Consider the following 16,889-nt stretch of genomic DNA (forward strand, 5'->3'; position numbering starts at 1 on the left):
GGAACCCCAATGTGTTAACGCGTTACTGAGCGGGAGAAGCTTTCTCACCATCAAGTGTGTAAGCGATAATGTAATCACCGCTTCTGGTGCCAAGGCCACCGTGGCCACCGGCTGCAATCAGCACATACTGTTTGCCCCCAGCTTCGTAGCTCATTGGTGTAGCCTGACCACCTGCTGGCAGACGATCACGCCAGATAATCTTACCGCTCGCCAGATCAAATGCCCGCAGATAGTCATCTGCCGTGGCACCCATAAACACAACGCCACCTTTGGTAACAATGTTGCCGCCAATATTATACATACCAGTAGGCAAAGGCAGGTTGTTATGGGTCCGGAAAGGGCCGGTATCACGGGTTGTGCCAACAGGATGCTGCCAAACAATCTTCTTCGTAACCAGATCAATTGCCGTCAGCGTGCCCCAGACTGGCCCTTTACAAGGGATCTGCAATGGGTTCAGCCATGGGTTGGTAAGCGCAATATAGGGTGTACCGTAATCTGGAGAAACAGAAAGGGCATCACCTTTAGGAGAGGGTTCTTCCCCACTACCGGTCCACTTTGGCAGCGCACCAGCCTGCTCCATTCCCGTACGTTTTTCCAGCTTGATACGGAAAGGCAGATAGCTTGCATTGGCCAGCATGATCTTACGCTGCGGGTCAATGGTAATACCCTGCCAGTCTACAACACCGTAGAATGCAGGATAAACAATGGTTGTTTTACCCACATGCGGTGGTGTGAACTGCCCTTCGTAAGCAGATTGACGATACTGGATACGGCAAATCATCTGATCCAGCAGCGTTGCCCCCCACATATCGGATTCTTTAAGATTAGCCGGTGTGAGAGAAGGCATACCAACAGGATAAGGCTGTGTAGGAGATACACGGTCATCCGGCGCATGGCCTGCTGTAGGAACTGGCTTTTCTTCAACTGGATAACCCGGAACTGGTGTGCCAGTGCGACGGTCCAGAACGAAGAATTCGCCACGTTTGGTGCTCTGCACCAGTGCGGGAACTTGCTCGCCATTCGGGCCGGGAAGTTCAACCATAGATGGACCGGAAGGTAGATCCATATCCCACAGATCGTGATGCACGGTCTGGTAGGTCCAACGGCGTTCGCCCGTTACAATATCCAGAGCAATTGTGGCAGAGGATGTTGCATCGTCAAACGGACGACGGCTTCCGCCCCAGTTATCTGGCGGAGAGTTACCTGTAGGAATGTAAACAAGACCAAGGTTGAGATCTGCCGTGTAAACACCCCAAGCGTTAGGTGTATCACGCGTTAGCTCATCATTCGGGCCGGGTTTCCATGTTTCTGGCTGATGCCCAGCATCCCACGCCCAGGCAATTTCACCTGTTGTAGCGTCAAACGCACGGATAGCGCCGGAGGGCTCGAAGTTGGCTTGGTTATCAAAAATCCACCCACCAGTAATCACTCGGTTTTTAGCCACCATTGGGGGAGAGGTTACAAAATGGAACCCATGCGGCACATGGCCCAGATACTGGCGGAGGGAGATAAAGCCGTGATCACCAAAATCTTCACAGGGTTTACCGGTTTCTGCATTCACAGCCACCATGCGCACATCGGCAACTGGTGAATAAATGCGGTTGCGGCAGCTTGTCTGAATTTCATCGGGAATATGGTAGTAAGAAACACCACGGCAAGCCAGATAGACGTTCTTGTCCAAATCTGCCGTTGCGGGGTGCGGATCAAACTTCCATTTCACTTTACCTGTGGCAGCATCCAGCGCCATCACCCAGCTATGGGGCGTACACATGTAAAGTGTATCACCAACCTTAATAGGCGTAAGTTCCAGGTTGAACTCATGCCCTTGGTCTGGCCCTGCTACAGTGCCTTCACCCTGCTGTTGCACATCCCCAGTACGGGTCACCCACGCACGCTTCAGGTGCGAGATGTTGGACGCCGTAATCTGCCCCAATGGTGTGTAACGATCCCCACCAACGGTGCGACCATAAGCTGTCCAGTCTCCATCTGGCACTCCTGCTGATGTTTCATCAGACTGGCCGCTTGCCGTCATACGGTCTGCGGGTACGGTGCCATCAATGGAATAAGAGCCAAAGCAACTTGCCACAACAACAAGGCAAGAAACCACCAAGGAACCTAGAACTTCGCGCTTATCAGTTAGCCAGCTATTGCCCGAGCGCCAAACACCCGGCAACAGCAGCCAGGCACCTAGCCCGATAAGTGTAAACAGACGAACTTCCAGGCCCCAGATATTCAGTCCAACTTCACATAAAGACCAAATAGTGGCCACAAGCAGCAAAGCTGCATATAGCCGCATAGCCAGAGTAGGCTTGCGAAAACCGCTAATAGCGGCCCCCAGCATGACACCGCCAGCAATAATATAAAACCAGGAACCTCCAAGGAACAGAAGTTCCGCGCCGCCAAAGAAGAGGAAAAGCCCCACAATGGCAAGCAGAATAGAGGTTATGAGCGAGAATAACCTCGCCTGACTCTCTCGCATACTCGTGCTCTTTCTACAGTTTCACGAGCCGTTACGGCAGCATAGCCTTAAAACACTATGCCCTCGCAGCGGCCAATGGCCCTGCACAACACAAAAGGACGCAATATCGTCACATTTTTGTCCTGTTTTTCACGCGAGTTTGTAGAAAATATCGCAAACTGTCTCATGAGTGAGACAGTTGGTGAGACAGACTGTTCTATTAAAGCCAGAATAGCATCTGCCCGACATATTCAGGCAGATGCATCATTCTTTCGCTTCACAAAATAGAAGCCCAGAAAAACGGAAGATTTTGTTTTTTATATCTCCCGTATTCTTATCACCTCTATGTTTTCAAGAATACCTTAGAAAGCCCATGTTGCATCACAACTGAACCAGAGCATGTTGTTTGTGCCGTTATTAACGGTTGGGTTTTGCACGGTGCCGGCTTGGTTGAACGGATGCGTGCCGTTAAGGGATTTATCCAGCCGGATTTCAGGCCGGATGGTAAAGCCACCCAGAGCCAGCTTCTTGTTCACGAACTCTGGCCGGTAGGAGACACCCAGCGTCAGTTCGCCATAGGTTGTGGGCAGAGCGTTGTAATAGGGAAATGGCTGGTTGCTGAGTGCTTGCGTGAGGGAGTTGAAGCTGGAATATTCCGTAATCACCCCACCCGTGTTGTCACGGAAGATTTCACCTCGCGCATTGAATGTCAGCCAGGGGTGGATGTCGTAGGAAAAGTAGGTTGTGACCCCATAGGCATCATCGCGCAGGGAATCATCGTGCAGATAGGTGCCATCTACGGAGACGGTCATCTTATCATTGATATGATACGTGGCCATAACGTCCGCATTATACTGCATGAGGCTGTTAGCCTGCTTGCCAATACCCGCACTCACCCACCCTGTGGGAGAGACAATGGTGCGGCCATTGTTGCCCTGTGGCCCAAAGTGCCCGATGGCATGCACATCCAGCTTGCCATCCATCAGCTTGTTCCATGCCAGACCAAAATAGCCCTTGGGCTTGTTGTTGTTGCCAGAAGCGCCAAAGGTTGTGGAGTTGCCCGCATCTACCCCCAAAATCCAGTCCATGTGGCGTGTCAGATGCATGGTGGCCAGAATACCCACTGTCTGAAACGGCACGATATAATCTGATGCGTAGTTGTAGGTATAGAATGGTCGTGCCAGAGCGGGCGTGCCTTCCGCGCCCATAATGCCGTACATCTGGCCGATCTGCACATCAATGCCGCGCTTGAAGATCCACGGCAAATGCACATCCAGATGCGCCTGTGTGGGTGCCCACTGATACAGACCGTGCAAGGAGCCAGAACCCATGCCGATTGTGGGGTCAAACCGTGCATCGGAACCATACATGGCTTCGAGCACAAAGCCGATGCCATACCCACTGCCCACCGATGTGACAGGGTGAGACAAAGAGCCAATGATCTGGTTCAGCGTGACCGTATTGGCGCGATCTGAATAATACTGCGCAAAGTTGCGGCCAGAGCGTGTCCAGGGGTTGCCTGAAATCCCCGCTTCAATAGAGACATGCCCCTCTAGCCCTTCCCAGTATGTGGGGGTATGGCCGGGTTTGACATGGAACAGATTGCCCGCCTTAGGCTTCATGGCCTCTTCCTCTTCAGAAAGAGAGGTGGCGGGCGGTTCTTCCCCATCTGTTGGCGTGCCCGCACCCTTTTCTGCCTCTTCGGGCTTGAGGGTTTTGGCTATGTCTCCCACCTGAACCTGAGCAGGCGCAGATGTTTGTGCATGGGCTGTTGGCGTACCTGTTTCACACAAAAATGCAGCGCAACATGATAGCAATACAAATTTGAAGGCACTTCGATCGGTCAGGGTCTGTCGCATGTATCACTTCTCTTGCGCATCAGAAATAGTGACGAACACGAAACGTATTGATCTGCACTTACCTCCAGCCAAACACCAAAAGTATCAAGCTGCATGATGCCTTCACCATAATTGCAAAACCAATACGTACGTTTCGAATTAGCAATAATATACCGTGCGCAAAATGGCAATCCTCTAGCCACAAAATAAACACAGCTTTTGGCACAATCCGCTCTGCTGAAAGCTTCTCTTCTCTTTCTGACATTTAAATATTGCACCCACGACCCAAGACGGCAGGCAACCTCACCCAACCTATCGCGTTGGTTGCGTAGCTTTTGTAGGCAGCATGCAACTAAGGTATTTGAAAATATTTTCAATATTTATTTAAATCTTCAACTATTAAAAAATATGGAATATTTATATGATTTAGAAATATCTATACTTATGATATTACTTGGTTATATTACCCATATGTGGGCTGTTGTGATTTATCGCAAACCCGTGCACATGCAACATACCCCCACCCACTGATATGCAAAATTTGCATACCATCCCAGTTTTCGATTACAAAGGATCATTCTTCAACAATAAGGGACGGAACGACACAGCAATGACATCGCTTTTCACAGATGCCACAATTTTTGTTTTCCTTCCTTGGGTGCTGTGGCGCCTTCTGAATAAAGCACTGCCTATTGTTGTATTGCCTATTCTTATTGGCATTCTGCTGGCTGTATGGCACGCCCCCATTAAAGAGATGGGCATTCCTTCTTCTTATGGTGATACCATTGGATGGGTTGCCGTATTGGTGCTGGCGTTTACCGCTGGCTTGGAAATGTGGCAGCACCCAGAGGGTGATACATCTGCCCATGCTATTGCTTCCCCTTCCTTGGGCCGCCTGTTAGCCGGCGCTGGTGTTGCTTTAGGTATTCCGTTCTTGGTGGGATCCTTCTTGGCATACACCTGCTTTCTGCCTTTGCACGGATGGCAAGCTCCTCTGGCCTCACCTCTTATTGCTGCGGCTTCTATCGGTTTGTGCATTTCCGTAAGCGCACTACCGGTTCTGATTGGTGTTGTGAGAGAACTTGATGCCCCCCAGCGCCCGTTGGGGCAGTTAGCGCTTAAACTGGCTGTGGTAGATGATGCTGCCTTATGGGTTGGCCTTGCTGTTTTACAGTTTGCTCATAGAGGCACCACTGCCCTCCATGGTTGGACTGGGCTGGAGTTTCTGGCCATTGCATTACTGGCCGGACTGGCGGCGGCAGGTAATTGGGCCTCTCGCCATTTCCGTCATCCTCCTGCATGGGTTATCTGGGTGACTGTTCCGATTTATCTGGCTGCCGGATCATGGGCCAGCAAGCAGCTTGGATTGCATGAGTTGATCGGCGCATACTTTGCCGGTGCAATCATGCCGCCCAGTTGGGTGAGACGCCTTCCCATAGAACAAGTTGGAACGTTTGCCCTTATCTGGCTGGCCCCAATGTTCTTTGGCCACAGCGGCCTGCACATAAATGGAGATGCCCTAACATGGCCCTCTATTATTGCCTCTTTTGCGTTAGTTGGCATTTCCATTCTTAGCAAGATTGGCGCGGTTTATGTGTTTCCACCTGCTCCGGGGCTTAAACCCAGACAGGCCTTGGGCATTGGGGCGTTGCTACAATGCAAAGGGCTTATGGAAATTGTTGCCGCCACTATTCTGCATGAACAGGGCATATTGTCTGACTTTGCCTTTGCATCTTTGATGGTGCTGGCAGTTGTTTCCACCGTATTAACCGGGCCACTCTTCCGCTTTCTGGCCCCACGTTAAACCACTACAGTTTACGGCACAGTCTAAAACTACAAAAACATGCTGCGGGTATATATAGTATTACATCACTATATATACCCGCAGATGAACAAACCTAAAATACAAAATATTGGCAAACATATATCAAGGGAATGGCAAGAGTTGTTATTGCTGCGCATATTCCCAGTACACGTATGCGCGCTGTATCTGACACCACAAAAGAGGCCCCAAGACAGATACAAAAAATAGCATAATAAAGAAGGCTAACGCTTAAATAGCTTCTGAAATAAGGCGTAAGAAGCGCTGTGCTGATCAGAACAGAAATACCGGAAATACAGCCAAAAACACTGCCGTATGTTAAGCACGTAAGAAACTTTGTGCCCGTACCGGGTTCCGTTGCTCCGTTTTTCTGCTCTTTTCTATACCGCGATATCAACCATAATCTGTTGCCTGAATAGAAAAGAAAAGCCCCTATAAAGCCGAGTATTAAATATCCAAATTTAACTACATTTCCCCCAAAACTTCCAAAATGCAGTGCAAAAAAAGTGGTTAAAATACTAAAAGGTGCAGATTGGAGGCCAGGCATATACTCTGTAGAAAGTATTTTTCCAGAAACAGGGGCAAGCTCTGCAAGGCCGCCAGCCGGACCACGCATCATATAATGCTCATCATGCCCGATGACGTATAAAGTCTGTTTCGCTTTATCTGTTGAGGCATAATTTAATACATCTGGCACAAAACCCGGAGCCTGTTTTTGCAAAGCCTGTAAGATCTCTGCCGGAGCAAGAGACATGGTTGAAGTATGCACAACAGGCTGATGGTTCATATTTTTTGTATGTAAATGCCTATCATGAATAGCCGCCGGGGCCGAAAACATCATGGTTTGCACATTATGGATCACGCCATGATAAGCAAAAAGCACAGATGAAAGAGCAATAACCACATGAAAAGGCAGGCTGAAGACACCAAGAAGATTATGAATATCCAGCCATTTCTTCCATGCTCCCTTGATAAGCCGTAAGGCAAAGAGATTTTTTGCCAGCATAGGCAAAAATACAATCACACCAGATACCAGCGCAACGGCATATAACAGCGCAATAATACCCATGAACCACCTGCTGTAAGGCATAAAAACGGGTAGCCCCACATTTTCATGTAGCTCATCTATAAAATGTGCCACTTCAGATGGTTTGTGTTTGACCGTGACCAAATGCCCTTCTGCATCAAGCGAGGCGGCCATCATATCCACAGGTCCAGCATGTCTTTGCCCTGGTATTACTGGCCACATCAGCCTGGCCGGCAAAGAAACTGTAGGGGAAAGCACAACCGTATATTCTTGCTGTGCCTCCGGGTAAGCTGCGAATGCTTTTTGCATCAGATCTGGCACCTGCTGTACGGTTACAGGTGCCGGCAAAGCCACAGGTTTTGTAAGCCAGTTTTGAAGCGGCACTTCAAAAACACTGATGCCCCCAGCATAAAAGGCTACAAAAAGAAATACCCCCGCTAGAATACCCACCCAACTATGGATATCCCGATACATTTGTACAATATCTGTGCGTATTTTCATGCCTGTAGGGCCTTTAAAATAAAAAACAGGCCCCAAACACATAAGGCAGAAATAGACAGATAATTCCAGGCTCGCTTGCCATTAGAAAACAAAAAGCAGGTTGGTAAAATAATACACCACAGCAAAACCGTAAGCCACGTTAAAAACTGAGCAGATGCTGTTCTTGGGTCACTATCTGCATGAGAGAGAACGCCGATAATACCCACAAGGCCGAATGTAAGTATATTACCCGGCAAAACAGCGGCACTAACTTTGGTAAACCAGTTCTGGCTTGTGTAAGTATATTTACGCATAACGCTTACCGTTGCCTTAGCAAAGCAACAGTAAATGGAAAAAGAAGCCATACAAGCATCATCAACAGCATTTGCATGAATAACGCAGTTATTGTACTTTTGATCTGCCAAAGACAGCAGAAAGATAGCAGCTGCTCCCCCCACCCTATCATTCTGAACAAACCTTTTGAGCGAACAGGGGCTGTAAATATATATTGATTACGAGACGTAGCATAAAGCATACAGCACCCAGAAACAGTGGCTCCTGTTGCAATCCACATCATGTATTCAGGCAACATGCTTCCCCCCGATGTTGCGTTCGGACAGAAAAGATTTGCTCATACTCTCCCCGTGCATGTGTTTGTATAAAGCCATGAACCTCATGTGGAAAAGCCGCGCTATCTTTCAGAAAAGTTAAAGTAGAACTTATTGCACAAATACATTATTAAGAATCATTATCAACATAATTTTTTACAGCTATATCTTGCTCTGCCCTTCACCGCGCAATCATACAATCCTTTTAACGCTTTCCGCCTGCCCTGTTCTCAGGCCATGGCAGGGTATCTTTGATAATCTTGCAAATGCCGTATCAAAGTCCCAAATTTTAGTGTCAAGATTATGCCAAAAGGATGCATTTCCGTGAGCCTTATTAAAAAATGTATATTCCCTACTCTAAAAACCACCGCCATTGGCCTGACAGCAGCATGGACAGCCATGGCTGCGTGTAGCAAAAGCAAGGAACTGGATGGCCAAGAAAAATCCGTTCATTTGGCCACAATGGGTTCTGCCGGGTTGGTAGGCATTCTGGGTTTTTGCCTTTTGCGTAAGGATGGATGGGGCAAAACATATCGCCCTTGGTTAGGCCTTAGCACTACAGTTGCATTTTGTGTCGTGAGTGAGCGCGGATAGCGCTGACCTGATGCGTTCGTCGAAAGACGGACCATCTGAGGATGTGAGGGACGGGTAGTCTGCGTTGTGCAAGTTTTACGACGAGGCGCCTGATTTCCTGAATGGACCAGCGGACGACGATTATCGTGTTCTGCGTTGTGTTTTTTTCGGTTTCAATGAGTTTGCCTGATACCGGACACTTGCCATGACGGCATAGGCCAGCATGACCAGAGAGACATGCCGATGCCAACCATGCCAGGAGCGGGTCTCGTTATGATCAAGACCAAATTCGTTTTTGGCCGTCTCGAAACATTCTTCGATCCTCCAGCGCGTCCCTTCAACGTTCACGAGTTCCTGCGTGGTTGTCCCTTTCGGGCTCCAGGTCGTAAAATAGGCAAGGTCCCCGTCAGAGATGTTTCGGCGGATCAACAGGCCACGTGTCCATGGTCCGGCTATAGGGCTGTCAAATTCTTCAGCATCCAGATCAGCAAGCGGAAGATACGCCCAGTCATAAAGTCGCTCACCTTTTGTGCCGTGCCCCGCTGACAGACGACGCCAGGCCTGGTCTGGCAGTCCTGCTGCAATATCTTTCGCCTCTCCGGCAATCAGCGGTTCCGTTGCCCATGATCCGAACCAGTGATTGCCCTTGACCCCAAGAACATATCCAATTCCTGCCCGGCGAAGCGTGCGTTCCACATCGCCGACGCCATACACGCTGTCTGCTGCAACCCAGCGGAAGGGCACACCGGCCTCAATACTCCGCTCAATCATCATCGAGGCTAACGCCGGTTTGGTTGCAAACACCACGTCATCGGGAACGTGGGCCTGCTTCAGGCGCTCACGGTTCGATGTCCAGTCTTTCGGGAGATACAGGGCGCGGTCCACAAAGGCATGGCCCCGCGCCGATACATAGGTGGCAAATACACCAATCTGGCAGTTCGTGATCTTGCCGGCAGATCCCGTATACTGCCGCCCCACACCGCAGGACGCCTGACCCTTCTTCAGAAAACCGGTCTCATCGATGACCAGCACGCCCTCTTCAGTGCCCAGATGCTCGATCACATAATCCCTAACGACATCACGAAGGGCATCGGCATCCCAGTGCCCGCGCCCCAGAAGCGCCTGCTGCCCCCATGGACCAGGATCTCCTGCGGCTTCCGCTCGCATCCATCCCGTCTTGCGTGGTTCATTGCCAATCAAAATATCAAGAAAAGCACAGGCTGAATCTACGACACGTTTTTGCGTGAACAGCGGCGCCATCCGATCCTTGGCGGACCGAAGCGAGCGCCCCCATAATTCTAGCGTCTCTTCAACAGACGCACCGCCACTCATCATATCCTGAATCATGGTTACCCATAGATTCAGAACTCAACATAAAATGCAACTGTAGTGTTAGAGCCCTTTTGGAAATTCACGGATGAGCGTTTCGGCGTAGCATGAGGCTTCCCATGGCGATGTGGATCATGGCCTCTGCGACGTCGATCCGCTGTTCGTAGTCCTTCACAAGGCGACGCCAGCGGATCATCCAACCGAAGGTCCGTTCCACAACCCACCGACGCGGCAGGATTTCAAACCCTTTTGCTGTCTCTGACCGCCGGATGATCTCGACTGTGAAGTCGAGAAAAGTGGCCTTATCCATCAACTGGAGGCGGTCATAGGCTCCATCGACAAACAGGTGCTTCACCCAAGGCCAGCGTTTACGAATGGCATCAAGGATCATCTGTCCTCCTGCACTGTCCGAAATATCGGCTGTTGTCAGCTGGACCAGGAGAAGGCGGCCATCCGTATCAACTGCGATGTGACGTTTCCGACCGACGATCTTCTTGCCTGCGTCATAACCACGTGTCTTTGCGTGGGGTGCCTTGATACTCTGGCTATCAATGACACCACCCGATGGACTGGTTTCGCGTCCTGTCGCTTCACGATCGAGCATCAGACAGACATCATGAATGGTCTGGAACAGGAAACGGCGCATCAGCCTGCGGAACCACCAGTAAACCGTTTGACATGGGCCAAAATGAACCGGAAGCATCTCCCAACCGCAGCCTGAGCGCACGAGATAGCGCAGAGCATTGATGATCTCACGGAAATCGGTTGTCCGTTTCCGACCACGCCGGTTCGCAGGGGGCATCAGAGGCGCTATGCGCTCCCATTCCTCATCTGTCAGATCAGACGGATAGCGTTTCGTCTTGCGTGTAATTCCGGCCATGCGGCCTCGTTGTGCTGGCGTCCACATCCTGCCTTTGAATCACGCTCAAAACCTCTTGAAAACCTATCATAGCGAATTTCCAAAAGGGCTCTTAGCCTTATTGCCAGCCACGGCATTGCCGGTGTACGCAGCCGTAAGGCTATTCAGCATCAGGATAAAAAAGATGCCGTGCAAAGCGGTATCTTGCAGGTTGTTATGATTATTCTGGCTGCTTGTGTATTTACCACAAAACCAAATAAGTAATTCTAGAACACACCCCAATATCTTGCATTTATATCAAGATATTGGGGGCATAATTTGTTATTACACATCAAATCAGGATTCCTGATTACTTTCCATCCACTGTTTGATCAATGTATAGGTAATAGAAAGGATCATTGGCCCAACAAAAATACCGGCCAAACCCAAGGCAGCCAAGCCGCCAATAACGCCCATCATGATAAGAACCAACGGAACGTCTGCCTGTTTGCGGATCAGGTAGGGCCGCAACATGTTATCCAGAAAAATGGTTAAAAAAGTGATAGCAAGCAGCACAATTGCTGGCACCATTCCCTTATCAAAGTAAACCCAGATGACAGCCGGGAAAAGGGTAATACCGGGCCCGGCTTGCAACAGACATGCCATAAAGGTAACGGCGGTAAGAATACTCGCCCAAGGCACACCAGTAAGATACATGCCACCGCCCCCCACCAGGCTTTCAACAATGGCGGTAAGAGTGACCCCCAATGCCACCCCCCTGATAGTACGCACAGCCAGCTCCAGCATCTCCTGCCCTCGCCTGCCTGATAGTGTCTCTACCAACCGTTCTGATGTCGACGCGGAAATCTCACGGAAGGGTTGTACATCGGGTTAGATTATGAAAAAGTCTATTTTGTGTAAAAGAAATTTTCGTAAGCTATAAGAAAACCCGATGCAGACAGAGTGTAGCGCAGGCGCGTATGAGTTTCCAGCCTCCTGTGGACGGCGTGTTGTAGCCCGTTTTGACGGGGGTCGCATGAGTTCGGATGGCGGTGTCATCCTGGTAAAGCAGGTCGATGATAGTCTGGGGTTCAGTCGCCGTTTTGCTGCATGTTTTCGCGATGAGCGGCATCCTGCCTTTGTGGAATACCGGGTTGAAGACCTTGTCCGTCAGCGGATCATGGGCCTGGCACTGGGCTATGAAGACCTTAATGACCATGACGCTTTACGTCATGATCCTGTCATGGGTCTGGTATCGGGACGTCTGTCAGGAAGCCGGGCCAACTGTGCGGCACTGGCAGGAAAATCCACGCTGAACCGGCTAGAGCGCAGTGGGCAGCAGGCAGATCGTTACTGCCGCATCATTGCTGATCATGAGGCCCTGGCTACCCTGTTCGTGACGCTTTTCATGGACCAGCATGAGCGCGCACCCGCCCGGATCGTTCTGGATGTGGATGCCACCGATGACCGTATCCATGGCCATCAGGAAGGCCGCGCCTTTCATGGATATTACGGCCATAACTGCTATCTTCCCCTGTATGTCTTCTGCGGGGACCATCTCCTCAGCGCTACCCTGCGCACGGCAGACAGGGACCCGGGGAAGGAAGCACTGGCAGACATCCGCCGGATCGTGGAGCAGATCAGGAGCCGCTGGCCCCGGGTGCGTATCCTGGTGCGTGGGGACAGCGGTTTCGCCCGGGACAGTCTGATGACATGGTGCGAAGACAACCACGTTGACTTCCTGTTCGGGCTTGCAGGCAACACCCGCCTGTATGACCGGATTGCCTCTTTGTCCGCTGAGGTTCGTGACGAAGCCGCCACGACAGGCAGAGCTGCGCGCGGTTTCGCCTCCTTTGACTTGGATCACAAAGGACAGCTGGACGCGCCGCAGGCGGGTGGTGGCCAAGGCCGAATGGCGCCACGGCAACCGCTATCATCGCTTTATTGTCACCACGCTACCGCAGGGAATGTCCGACCCCCGCCATCTCTACGAACAGATTTACTGCGCACGCGGGGATATGGAAAACCGCATCAAGGAATGCCAGATGGATCTGTTCTCAGACAGGACCTCGTCCCACACCATCCGGGCCAACCAGCTCCGGCTGTGGTTCTCGGCCGCAGCCTATGTCCTGCTGACCGCTCTGCAAAGACTGGCCCTTGGCCAGACCAGCCTGGAGACGGCGACCTGTGGCACCATACGCGCACGACTGCTCAAAATCGCGACACGTGTAACGCTCAGCGTCCGTCGGATTGTCCTGTCCATGCCGGACATGTTCCCCTGTCAGCATGAATTCGCCCTCGCTCATGCACGATTGCGAAGGCTCCGGCAGGCCATCTGAAGAAACAGACAGTGCACAGACCACATAGCTTCCACCAACACTGCCTTCTCAGGCCGTGACACCCTCACTGCGTTCAGAACCCGCCGCCAGAAGCAGAATATCGTCAATATTCCAGATCGGGCTCCTGTGGGATGACTGAACTCTACAAAATGACCCGAAATTGCCTCAAGTGTGAGATGGGGTGGTTGCCGTCCTCCCCGCACGGCATCGCAATGTGCCAGAATGGTCGTTGGAAGAAACGACTGCGCGAAAGGACGGCAGATGAAGGATACAGTGATAGGCGTTGATCTGGCAAAGAACATTTTCCAGGTTCATGGAGCTTCGCGTGCGGGCGAGGTGATGTTTCGCAAAAAGCTGCGTCGTCAGCAGTTTATGCAGTTCATGGCCACGCAGTCGCCTGCTCTGGTCGTTCTTGAAGCGTGCGGGAGCGCGCATTACTGGGCTCGCGAACTGGCAGGAGCTGGTCACGAAGTCAGACTGATCGCTCCGCAGTATGTGAAGCCTTTCGTGAAGCGCCAGAAGAACGATGCTGCTGATGCGGAAGCGATTGTCATTGCGGCCCGTCAGCCGGAAATGCGCTTTGTCGAACCACGCACTGAAGCGCAGCAGGCGCGTGGCGTTCTTTTCCGGGCCCGGCAGCGTCTGGTGCACCAGCGCACGGAACTGGTGAATGCCCTGCGTGCCGTTCTGTATGAATTCGGTCTCGTCGTGCCACAGGGGATTGCGCATATCAGACACATTGAAGCCATGCTGGATGAGGCGGTTCTGCCAGAGGCTGTGAAGCAGGAATGCCTTGATCCGCTGCGACAGATTTCGGAGCAGAGTGTGCGGATTGATGTCAGAACAAAGAAGATCAGGATGCTTGCCCAGGAAAGTGAAAACACCTGCAGATTGCAGAGCATGCCTGGAGTGGGTCCTCTGACCGCTCTTGCGATTGAAGCTTTTGCGCCTGACCTGCAGAGCTTCCGGCGCGGGCGCGACTTTGCTGCGTGGCTGGGGCTGGTGCCCCGTCAGTTCTCATCTGGCGGAAAGGAAAGGCTGGGGAAGATATCAAAAGCCGGGCAGGCTGATATCCGCAGGCTTCTCATCATGGGCGCCATGACCCAGGTGAACTGGGCCAGCCGTAAGGCCCCTGCACCGGGAAGCTGGCTGGCACGGATGCTGGCCCGCAAGCCCCGTATGCTGGTAGCCATTGCGCTGGCCAACAGGATGGCACGAGCCATCTGGGCCATGGCAACAAAACAGGAGGATTATCGGGATCCGGCCCTGTCCGTGGCAGCCTGAGCGATGGCTCGGCTCCCGCGGATGGAACCGGTAGGGGTGTGAGAGGGCGATGACCTGAATGGGCGCATGATCGTCTGATCCGGATCGGAAAAACCAGTGGATTTCTCTGTGCTTTAAAGCACGCCTGTGAGATTTGGATCTGATCCGCTGATCACCATACTGGCCAGTGGCTTCTGAAAGGCCACATCAACAGGCCTTACAGAAGACCGCACACGATCACACGTCAATATGGGTCAGAAAACTCTTGCATAACGGACGGCAACCATATGTGGACGGCTCCCCCTTGCAAGGGGCTAGGCAAGAAAATGATCGGATCTTTGCTTCCATATGTCCGGCCTGTTGATGCGGCCATAGGGTCGCTGGCCAAGATGGCTTCCGCAGCGTGAGCCCCAAACACAGAAGCGGTCTTTGATGACCACTGGTTGCCACGGGTTTTCTCACGCCATGGATCGATCGATCACACCATCTGCTCTATTACTTGCAAGCCACGACCTCAGCTCGGCACGAGAGCGTCAAATGTCAGCGCATCGTGCCAGGCTAAGCTCAAACAGCAGCTGCGCCGGGTTGCTGCAGAAGGCGCTTATAGTGTTCGCCGCTGACCATCAGTTTCCAGGCAATCCGCGCAATCTTATTGGCAAGGGCCACCGCTGCGAGTTTCGGTTTTTTGCGCTCCAGCAATTCACGTAACCAAGATGAGGCATTCTTCCCATTGGTCCGCCGGGCATGCGACACGACTGCGGTCGCGCCAACCACCAGCGTGCTTCGCAAGACCTCATCGCCAGCGCGTGTGATTCTGCCAAGCCTTGTTTTTCCATCGGTTGAGTGATCCCTGGGCGTCAATCCGATCCAGGCCGCAAAGGCTCGACCCGATTTGAACAGATGCGGATCAGGCGTTTTCATCATCAGCAGCGCTGCGCCGATCGGGCCAACGCCCGGAATTTTCGCAAGACGCTGACTGCATTCGTTGGCGCGGTGCCATGCCATCACCTTGCCCTCAAGCTGTTCGATTTCACCTTGCAATTCAGCATATTCCTTTGCGTGAAGGGCAAACAACTCGCGCGTCAATGTGGGCAGGCTTTCGTCCGCAGCGATCCGATCAAGGAGTGCCTCAATCCGGCACATGCCTTTGGGCGCCGTGATCCCAAACTCGGCAGCATATCCCCGGATCGTATTGGCGAGCTGTGTGCGGTTCCGGATAAGTCGTGCCCGCATTCCAATCAGCATCAACGCTGCCTGCTCTTCCTCGCTCTTGAGCGGGACGAACCGCATTGTAGGCCGACTCATCGCTTCACAGAGGGCTTCCGCGTCGGCGGCATCGTTTTTCCCGCGCTTGACATAAGGCTTCACGAGCTGCGGCGCGATCAGCTTCACTGTGTGTCCCAGACACGAGAGCACCCGCCCCCAGTAATGGGAGGCGCCACAGGCCTCAATCGCGATTTCAATCGGGGGCAGTTTCTCAAAAAACTTTACCATCTCCCGGCGGGATAGCTTCCTGCGCAAAACAGGCTGCTCCTTCGCGTTTACACCGTGCAATTGGAAAACACTTTTTGACGTGTCCATGCCAATACGGATAATTTGTTCCATGGGTGGCCTCCTCTGTGAATTCTGCAACGACTTCACCTTGGCACATCGCGATGCCGTTGGGAGCCGTCCACCCCATCACAGAAGAAATCCGCGTCGAGATAAGATATTCAGCCTTTGCCAGAAATGCCGCCAGTATAATCAAAGTCAGCAAAAACTGCACTGCAAGCATACCAATGCTGCCCGCATAAGACATAAGATAATGCATGATCTGATCTGGCTGCGGCACAGCCTGCTGCACAATATCCATTGGCTTCATGTTTTGCAGATGCTGCCACCATTTACCCAAATATTCACCTACCAAAGGTAGATGGAGCAGTTTGTCTGGTAGATCAGGTAACTTTAAAGACTTGATATAAGGAACAATTCGGCTGAACGCATCTGCATGCTTTACCACTGTAGAAACAGCCATCCAGAATGGCAGCACAAACAAGGCCAGAGCGACCAAAAGTGTGCAGGAAATAGCCATTTTACGGCTACCATGTAACCAAGCCTGCAAACGCAGCAGCAATGGCCACATGGTTACGGCAATGGTGCCTGCCCAAATAAGAGCGGGAATAAAAGGCTCTAAAATCCACACTGCCCCCAGCACAAGTGTGCAGGCAAGCAGAGCAACCAGCACAGGCCGGGTTCCTGTAGTCAATTCTGGTTTTTGTTCAGAAGTAGATGTTTTTGGTATCATTATTTTGCATTCATCCCACGGCCACAGGCT

General features: G+C 51.7%; 11 protein-coding genes and 2 pseudogenes. 4 read left to right on the forward strand and 9 right to left on the reverse strand.

The genetic code is table 11. The features are described from left to right. Positions 1-22: 22 nt before the first annotated feature. Positions 23-2,479 carry a membrane-bound PQQ-dependent dehydrogenase, glucose/quinate/shikimate family gene (locus tag A4S02_RS05355; RefSeq protein ID WP_070323173.1) on the reverse strand — a complete coding sequence of 819 codons (2,457 nt, stop codon included), beginning with the start codon at positions 2,477-2,479 and terminating at the stop codon, positions 23-25. Between the two features lie 341 nt (positions 2,480-2,820). Further along, positions 2,821-4,317, reverse strand: a complete 1,497-nt coding sequence (locus A4S02_RS05360) for an outer membrane beta-barrel protein (RefSeq protein WP_070323174.1) — start codon at positions 4,315-4,317, stop codon at positions 2,821-2,823. Between the two features lie 511 nt (positions 4,318-4,828). On the opposite strand from A4S02_RS05360, the gene A4S02_RS05365 reads away from it, so the two are divergent. Then, the gene (locus A4S02_RS05365) at positions 4,829-6,100 is read left to right on the forward strand and encodes a cation:proton antiporter (RefSeq protein WP_408736039.1); all 1,272 of its coding nucleotides are present in this window, start codon (positions 4,829-4,831) and stop codon (positions 6,098-6,100) included. Between the two features lie 94 nt (positions 6,101-6,194). On the opposite strand, the gene A4S02_RS05370 is transcribed toward A4S02_RS05365, so the two are convergent. Further along, positions 6,195-7,646 (reverse strand): PepSY-associated TM helix domain-containing protein, encoded by a 1,452-nt coding sequence (locus A4S02_RS05370; RefSeq protein WP_070323176.1) that lies wholly within the window; start codon positions 7,644-7,646, stop codon positions 6,195-6,197. Then, a complete protein-coding gene (locus tag A4S02_RS05375; protein ID WP_019088428.1) occupies positions 7,643-8,083 on the reverse strand; it encodes a hypothetical protein in 441 nt (146 codons plus the stop codon). The genes A4S02_RS05370 and A4S02_RS05375 overlap by 4 nt, the downstream gene beginning before the upstream one ends. A gap of 474 nt (positions 8,084-8,557) precedes the next feature. Here A4S02_RS05375 and A4S02_RS05380 point away from each other — a divergent pair, with 474 nt between their 5' ends. Next, positions 8,558-8,827 carry a hypothetical protein gene (locus A4S02_RS05380; protein ID WP_228142463.1) on the forward strand — a complete coding sequence of 90 codons (270 nt, stop codon included), beginning with the start codon at positions 8,558-8,560 and terminating at the stop codon, positions 8,825-8,827. Between the two features lie 120 nt (positions 8,828-8,947). Here the strand turns inward: A4S02_RS05380 and A4S02_RS05385 are convergent, their stop codons facing one another. The 3 genes and pseudogenes from A4S02_RS05385 to A4S02_RS05400 all read right to left on the reverse strand — a co-directional run. Beyond that, the gene (locus tag A4S02_RS05385; RefSeq protein WP_070323097.1) at positions 8,948-10,153 is read right to left on the reverse strand and encodes an IS701 family transposase; all 1,206 of its coding nucleotides are present in this window, start codon (positions 10,151-10,153) and stop codon (positions 8,948-8,950) included. 64 nt (positions 10,154-10,217) lie between these two features. Then, a complete protein-coding gene (locus tag A4S02_RS05390; RefSeq protein WP_082246765.1) occupies positions 10,218-11,042 on the reverse strand; it encodes an IS5-like element IS12528 family transposase in 825 nt (274 codons plus the stop codon). A gap of 288 nt (positions 11,043-11,330) precedes the next feature. After that, positions 11,331-11,843: pseudogene (locus A4S02_RS05400) on the reverse strand (AI-2E family transporter); the annotation flags it as partial. Positions 11,844-11,925: 82 nt separating this feature from the next. Here A4S02_RS05400 and A4S02_RS05405 point away from each other — a divergent pair. Next, positions 11,926-13,312 (forward strand): annotated as a pseudogene (locus A4S02_RS05405) (IS1380 family transposase). Between the two features lie 261 nt (positions 13,313-13,573). Continuing rightward, on the forward strand, positions 13,574-14,596 hold the full coding sequence (locus tag A4S02_RS05410; protein WP_070323179.1) for an IS110 family RNA-guided transposase: 1,023 nt from the start codon (positions 13,574-13,576) through the stop codon (positions 14,594-14,596). Positions 14,597-15,139: 543 nt separating this feature from the next. On the opposite strand, the gene A4S02_RS05415 is transcribed toward A4S02_RS05410, so the two are convergent. Continuing rightward, on the reverse strand, positions 15,140-16,156 hold the full coding sequence (locus A4S02_RS05415) for an IS110 family RNA-guided transposase (RefSeq protein WP_228142501.1): 1,017 nt from the start codon (positions 16,154-16,156) through the stop codon (positions 15,140-15,142). Then, positions 16,053-16,799 carry an AI-2E family transporter gene (locus A4S02_RS05420; protein ID WP_228142465.1) on the reverse strand — a complete coding sequence of 249 codons (747 nt, stop codon included), beginning with the start codon at positions 16,797-16,799 and terminating at the stop codon, positions 16,053-16,055. Before A4S02_RS05420 ends, A4S02_RS05415 begins: the two co-directional genes overlap by 104 nt. Positions 16,800-16,889: the final 90 nt, after the last annotated feature.

The organism is Acetobacter ascendens, assembly GCF_001766235.1.
In the GTDB taxonomy this organism is placed as follows: domain Bacteria; phylum Pseudomonadota; class Alphaproteobacteria; order Acetobacterales; family Acetobacteraceae; genus Acetobacter; species Acetobacter ascendens.

What these genes read in the sequence shown, in the direction of transcription:
- A4S02_RS05370 (WP_070323176.1), bottom strand. Translation starts at nt 7,646, where the DNA reads ATGAAAATACGCACAGATATTGTACAAATGTATCGGGATATCCATAGT.
- A4S02_RS05410 (WP_070323179.1), top strand. Translation starts at nt 13,574, where the DNA reads ATGAAGGATACAGTGATAGGCGTTGATCTGGCAAAGAACATTTTCCAG.
- A4S02_RS05390 (WP_082246765.1), bottom strand. Translation starts at nt 11,042, where the DNA reads ATGTGGACGCCAGCACAACGAGGCCGCATGGCCGGAATTACACGCAAG.
- A4S02_RS05360 (WP_070323174.1), bottom strand. Translation starts at nt 4,317, where the DNA reads ATGCGACAGACCCTGACCGATCGAAGTGCCTTCAAATTTGTATTGCTA.
- A4S02_RS05415 (WP_228142501.1), bottom strand. Translation starts at nt 16,156, where the DNA reads ATGGACACGTCAAAAAGTGTTTTCCAATTGCACGGTGTAAACGCGAAG.
- A4S02_RS05385 (WP_070323097.1), bottom strand. Translation starts at nt 10,153, where the DNA reads ATGATTCAGGATATGATGAGTGGCGGTGCGTCTGTTGAAGAGACGCTA.
- A4S02_RS05365 (WP_408736039.1), top strand. Translation starts at nt 4,829, where the DNA reads ATGCAAAATTTGCATACCATCCCAGTTTTCGATTACAAAGGATCATTC.
- A4S02_RS05355 (WP_070323173.1), bottom strand. Translation starts at nt 2,479, where the DNA reads ATGCGAGAGAGTCAGGCGAGGTTATTCTCGCTCATAACCTCTATTCTG.